The following is a 6510-nucleotide window of genomic DNA, read 5'->3' on the forward strand; positions in this document are numbered from 1 at the left end:
TAAAATTAAAAAAAATAATGAAACTATTAAGAAAAAAATATTAAAATTATTAAAATCATTAAAACTATTCTAAGAAATTAAATAAAATTAAAAAAAATAATGAAACTATTAAGAAAAAAATATTAAAATTATTAAAAGATCTTAAACTATTTTTTAAAATTAATTAAAATGAGTTAAATTTTAAAAATAATTAATAAAATTATAAAAAAACTGAAACTATTATTTAAAATTGATTAAAAAGAGTAAAATTCAAAAGTCTAAAAAAGTTTATTTAAAAAAAGAAAAGAGTGGGAAAAGTTTTCCCAAAAAATAAAAGAAAAAGAGAAAAATTCCCTTAATCTATTTTGCTACGTCTTCAAGAGCAGCAGCGATTTGTGCCATAATTTGTTCGGTCTTGAAGTGGTTTTGGTTCATAGCACCAGATGGACATGCACCTACACAGGTACCGCATCCTTTACATAATGCAACGTTAATTGCTGCGTGTGCTTCTGCACCTTCACCTTCAATACTTACAGCACCGAATGGACATAATTCTACACAAACTTCACATGCACCACAGACAGTAGTATCGGTATCAGCAGTAATAGGTTCAATTTCTACTTCACCTTTAGCCATAGGGATAGATGCTCTTGATGCTGCAGCGGATCCTTGTGCTACTGCGTCAGGAATATCTTTAGGTCCTTGTGCTACACCAGCAATGTAAACACCGTCAGTTAAAGTGTCAACAGGTCTGAGTTTTGGGTGAGCTTCCATGTAGAAACCGTCAGAAGTTCTGGATAAACCGAGAGTTTGTCTGAGTTCGTTAGATCCTTTAGGAGGTTCTAATCCAACAGATAATACAACTAAGTCATAGGTGTATTCGGTTACTTTTCCGAGTAAGGTATCTTCTGCTCTTACGGTTAAGGTTAAGTCATCATTTTCGAGAATTTCTGCAGGACGTCCTCTGATGAATTCAATACCGTATTTTTCTTGGGAAGTTTTGTAGAACTCTTCGAATCCTTTACCGAATGAACGGATATCCATGTAGTAACAGGTTACTTCAGTGTCAGGTTCGTGGTCAATACAAAGTTGAGCGTTTTTCATGGAGTACATACAACATACTCTTGAACAGTAAGCTTTACCGATTTGTTCATCTCTTGAACCGACACAGTGGATGAATGCAACACGTTTAGGTTCTTTACCGTCAGATGGTTTTTGTACGTGACCACCGGTAGGACCGGATGCGTTGATCATTCTTTCAATTTCCATAGCGGTAATTACGTTAGTGTATCTTCCGTAACCGTATTCGTATTTTTCACTTGGGTCATATGGGTCGTATCCGGTTGCTGCAATGATGGTACCAACGTGAAGTTCGATTTCTTCAGGTTCCATATCACGGTCAATTGCATCAGGACCACATACGGTTTCACAAAGACCACAGTCAATACAGTAGTTTTTGTCGATAGTTGCACAGAGAGGTACTGCTTGAGGGAATGGGATGTAAGCTGCCTTTACCATACCTACACCTTCATCGTAGTAGTTAGGTATTTCGATAGGACAGACTTCTTGACATTGTCCACATCCAGTACAGTCATCTTCTATAACGTATCTAGGTTTTTTCTCTACTGTTACAGTAAAGTTACCAATATATCCGTCTACTTCTTTTACTTCTGCGTAAGTAATTAATTCAATGTTTTCGTGTTTGGAAGTGTCTACCATCTTAGGTGCGAGAATACACATGGAACAGTCTAAGGTAGGGAATGTTTTATCCAATTGACCCATTCTTCCACCGATAGTTGGGTTTCTTTCTACCATGTAGGTTTTGAATCCCATATCAGCTAAGTCTAATGCGGATTGAATACCGGATACTCCACCACCGATAACAAGACATTTTTTGTCTACTGCTACTTTGGAAGCTTCAAGAGGTTCTAATAATCTTGCTTTTGCAACAGCCATACGAGTTAAGTCTTTAGCTTTTGCAGTTGCTTCTGCAGGTTGGGTCATGTGTACCCAGGAGTCTTGTTCTCTTAAGTTAGCAAATTCAAATAAGAATTTGTTTAATCCAGCTTCTTCTACACATCTTCTGAAGGTAGGTTCGTGAAGACGAGGAGAACATGCAGCTACTACAATTCTGTTTAAGTTGTGTTCTTTAATATCCTCTTGGATAAGAGATTGACCAGGGTCGGAACACATGTATTTGTAATCTTTTGCAATAACTACATTAGGTAAAGTTTTTGCATATTCTGCTACTTCAGGACAGTTTACGACTCCACCTACGTTTACACCACAGTGGCACACGTAAACTCCCACTCTAATTTCTTCATTTTTATTTTCTTCTGCCATTAAATCACCTTGTACAAGTAAAATGATTAATCATTTTTGATCTAATTTTTATAAAATATTTTTATATATATAAAATATTAGACAACTTTATGTTTTAAGATGAGAGTATATAAACCTTTCTATAAATAAGTATGAGTAAAGTATATATATGAGAAAAATTTAAGGGATTTTTAAGAAAGTAAAATTAAAAAAAATAAGAATTAATAGAAAAATTAAGATTTAAAGTTAAAATATTGCATTAAATTAAAAAAACAAGAAGTATAATTATAAAAAAAGGAATCCAAAATAGATTTTTATGCACCTAAATTTTTTCAATTTTGAAAATTTCATTTTAAAGAAGCCTCGAGAGCCCTTTAAAAATTTGAAAAATTCTGAAGGAATTTCTTAAATAATAATATAGGTATAAAAACGAACAAAAATTTAAAAAAAGTGTAACCTAAAAGGTACCACTAAATTAGAAATTTTTAAAAGAAAAAAAATAAATTAAAAATAAATATTAGTTGTTAATTAGGATTTAAATTATTAATCAAGAAGCATAAGTGAGCTAATTAATATTTAAATATTAAACAGCGAAGAAGATAATAAAATAAACATTTAAATGAAAGTTATAAAATTAATCAATATTTAAAAGAAATTACTATAGAATTTTAAAAAAAATATTATGAAAATTAAAAGAAAATATTATAAATTTTAAAAAATATTATGAAAATTAAAATAAATTATAATGGAATTTTAAAAAAAAAATATTTTGAAAAAATAAAAGTAATAAGATAAAAAAATTCCTAAATTACTATAAAAATTAAAGAAATTAAATAAAAAAAGTCCTATAATATTAGGAATATTAAAAAAAATTAAATAAAAAAATTCCTATATTATTTTGAATATAAAAAGAAAAAAATAAAGAAAATTCAATTTCATACTATGAAAATTAAAAAGATAGGAATTGTAATCAGACTAAACAATGTACTTGTAAAAATACAGTCACTGGTCAAATGCCAATCCAAGTTATAAGAGACAGACAATACCAATCCTAACATAGCTGAAGACATGGTGGCCTCAATCAAACCGATCTTATGTTCAAAACCAGTAATTCCCAATAATGCAAGAACTCCGATAGCTACCAAAGGATAAAAGATAAGCTTCATGAATGATGCAAATCCAACCTCCTTGAGATTGTTCTTCAATCCATTTATATTCAATGATAAACCTAAGGAAATCATGATGAGTGGAATAGTCGCATCCCCCAAATATGAAACGACAGTAGTGCCTACATCAGTAATTGGAATATTGAATACATTGAAAAGAATACCTAATAGAATAGCCCATAATGGAACAAATGTAATTATCTTCCTTAAGGCAACCTTTATTGTTCCATCAAATAGGAAAATAAGAATTATGCTTAATATGACAAAGGATATTGAAGTTGCACAGTCACAAAATACAGCCCTTATCAAACCTGCACTGCCATAGATTCCCTGAGTTATTGGATAACCTAAAAAACCGGTATTTCCCAAAACCACAACAATGACCAAACTCCAAATTTTTCTGGAATCCCAGCCTGTTGTTCTAAGTATAAGATAAGTGATTAAACCTACAATAAAACCAGTGATTAATATATAAAGTGTTAAAATACTAAGCTTGGGAAGCAAGGAAACATCAGCAGTATACAAAGCATTGAAAACAAGACATGGTAGAGATATATTAATTACTATTTTATTAAGAGTTTCAACATCATCTTCACTTAAGAGATCTATTCTTTTTAGAAGAACTCCTAAAAAGATCATTACAATGATTGAAACAATAATTACTTTAAAGTCCATAAATACTACCGAATAGAAAAATTATAAAATAAGTAAAATTAGTTAAAAACTGTCAAATTAAAAAATATTGGCAGAATTAATAGTTTTTTAATAAATATTTATTTAACTTAATTAAAATACTTTATGAAAATTAAAAAAATAGAAAAAAACAAGATTAAAATAAAAAAACCAAAATAAAAAAAACCAAATTTAATAAAAAAATAATAAAAAACAAGATTAAATTAAAAAAATAATAAAAAATAAGATAATAATAAAAAATAAGATAATAATTAAAAAATAAGATAATAAAAAAATAAAAAATATTAGAATGTTTTTTACTAAAAAGCAGAATATAATGAAAATGAAGTAAAAAACATTAAAAATATGAAAAAATACTTTTTTTAACAATTAAAAATCCAATTATTTGTTTCTATTGCTTCTTCTTGATAAACCTATCAAGAATGTTAAAGCCAATATTGCAAGTACAATCAAATATTTAAGATCTGAAGACTTTATTGAAATTGGATTGTCCTCAAATAACTCAACCATTTTTTGTCTTTGACTTGAAGCGCTTACAAAACTTGAATTTCTATCATTTGAATTTCCGCCAGAACTAATTTTACTGGAATCTGATTGATTAAAAAGATTCAAACCAGAAGATAAACTTGAATTTTGACTATTCAAAATCTCTGAATTTCCATTTGAATCTTCCCTGACCTTAAACCCAGGCTTATAATCTTCACTGCTTGAAGCATAATTGCTGTTTGTTCCGCCAGATGTGGAATTCTTATCTGTCCTGCCATAATATGTGTCTAGAACATCCTCATAAAGGTCCAATAATCCCCAATTTAAATTGTCTGGATTGAATGGACGATATGGTAAAACCTGTGTAGGCCTGCTTCTTGTTGAAACATTGTTTGGATCAAATACCTCAGAATCGGTAGGATCCTCATCTCCCCAATTGTTTCCATTGAAGTTTGCAAACAATAAATCAGTTCTGTTCCACTTGGTGAAAATCTCCTTTCCCAAAGGAGAGGAGTTGTTTGTGATTATGTTATTGTTTACCTTAATGACAGTGAGTGCATCAAACATTGGCTGTTGAATATAGAATGAACCTCCTGTTTCTCCACCAGTATTATTCGTAATAAGTGAATTGGTAAGGTTTAAACTTCCTGAAACCATTACAGCTCCACCATTAGTCCCTGCGGTATTATTTACAAATACACATCTATTAATACTGGAGTTTCCAGCCCAACTATAATAAGCTCCAGCCCATTCTGCAGCATAATTGTCAATGAATACACAGTCCTCAACAGAACCGTATCCATAAATACTTACACGAATCGCTCCACCGTCACGACCGGCAGAATTATTCATGAAAAGGGAATTATAAATATTTGAAACTGCATAGCAAGTTGTTACAGCACCACCATCGTGATCTGCATGATTTCCAATGAATAATGAATTGTTAACAAAGAGATAACTTCTATGTTCTTCATTACCATAATTGGAAATTGCTCCGCCGTTTGTATTGTTAAGTGCAGTTCCATTGATAAATATACAATTGTCTACAGTTACGTTTCCTGTTTCAATGCATATTCCACCTCCGAAATTCTCGCTTAAACCATTTTGGATTGTTAAGTTGTAGAATTTAACGGAAAGCATATAATCATGAATCAGGAAGATGCTGGATATTTTTTCACCATCAATGACTACATCACGAGGGTCTGAAGTTCCCTGAAGTGTAATGCTTTTACTAATGTCAATGCCATGAAGCTTATAGAATCCCGGCTCTATAAGTATGATGTCACCATCTTCAGCGTTTAAAATTCTTTCTGCCAAATTAGAAGAGGCGATATCAACAGATTCATTTGAATTAGAAACTAAACTGGAATTTGTAGAAATATCATTTTGACTAGCTAAATCATTTGCAGATTGGCTATTTGAGTTGTTAATTGTTGATTGACTATCTGATAGTACAGATTGGCTTTTAGAACTTGTGAATATAATGTCCTGACTTTCAGAAACATCTGATAAAAGATTCTGACTTTCAGAAACATCAGATAGAATATCCTGACTTTCAGAGCCAATAGACAAATCCAAATTATCATTAAAGTCCTCTGCACAAACAGATGGAATAACAATTAAGATAATCATTAATAAAAAAGCAAAAAATGATAATTTTTTAAACTTATTCCTGATATTGCACCTCCTAACTTTTATAAATATTATAAGTTTAATTATATTATTTTACAATATATAATACTTTTCATATCCATAAAGCATAGATTTAAGTTTTAAAACAATGATTAAATAAGAATTAAGATTAAATTTTAAAAATAATTTATTATAATAATTAAAATAAAAAAACAAAGAATTTAAATTATAT

3 protein-coding genes are annotated in these 6510 nt (G+C 30.1%); all 3 read right to left on the bottom strand.

The window, feature by feature from the left end; translation table 11 throughout:
• Window positions 1–339: 339 nt before the first annotated feature.
• The 3 genes from Q0138_RS01770 to Q0138_RS01780 all read right to left on the bottom strand — a co-directional run bounded on the left by Q0138_RS01770 (window position 340) and on the right by Q0138_RS01780 (window position 6278).
• Window positions 340–2322: a CoB--CoM heterodisulfide reductase iron-sulfur subunit A family protein gene (locus tag Q0138_RS01770; protein ID WP_297980088.1), complete on the bottom strand. Its 1983-nt coding sequence runs from the start codon at window positions 2320–2322 to the stop codon at window positions 340–342.
• Window positions 2323–3236: 914 nt separating this feature from the next.
• Complete coding sequence (locus Q0138_RS01775) at window positions 3237–4142, bottom strand: AEC family transporter (RefSeq protein WP_297980089.1); 906 nt, start codon at window positions 4140–4142, stop codon at window positions 3237–3239.
• A 399-nt stretch (window positions 4143–4541) separates the two neighbouring features.
• A complete protein-coding gene (locus Q0138_RS01780) occupies window positions 4542–6278 on the bottom strand; it encodes a hypothetical protein (RefSeq protein ID WP_297980090.1) in 1737 nt (578 codons plus the stop codon).
• Between the last annotated feature and the right edge of the window lie 232 nt (window positions 6279–6510).

Source organism: uncultured Methanobrevibacter sp. (assembly GCF_937906425.1).
Taxonomy (GTDB): domain Archaea; phylum Methanobacteriota; class Methanobacteria; order Methanobacteriales; family Methanobacteriaceae; genus Methanobrevibacter.

What these genes read in the sequence shown, in the direction of transcription:
- Q0138_RS01770 (WP_297980088.1), bottom strand. Translation starts at nt 2,322, where the DNA reads ATGGCAGAAGAAAATAAAAATGAAGAAATTAGAGTGGGAGTTTACGTG.
- Q0138_RS01775 (WP_297980089.1), bottom strand. Translation starts at nt 4,142, where the DNA reads ATGGACTTTAAAGTAATTATTGTTTCAATCATTGTAATGATCTTTTTA.
- Q0138_RS01780 (WP_297980090.1), bottom strand. Translation starts at nt 6,278, where the DNA reads ATGATTATCTTAATTGTTATTCCATCTGTTTGTGCAGAGGACTTTAAT.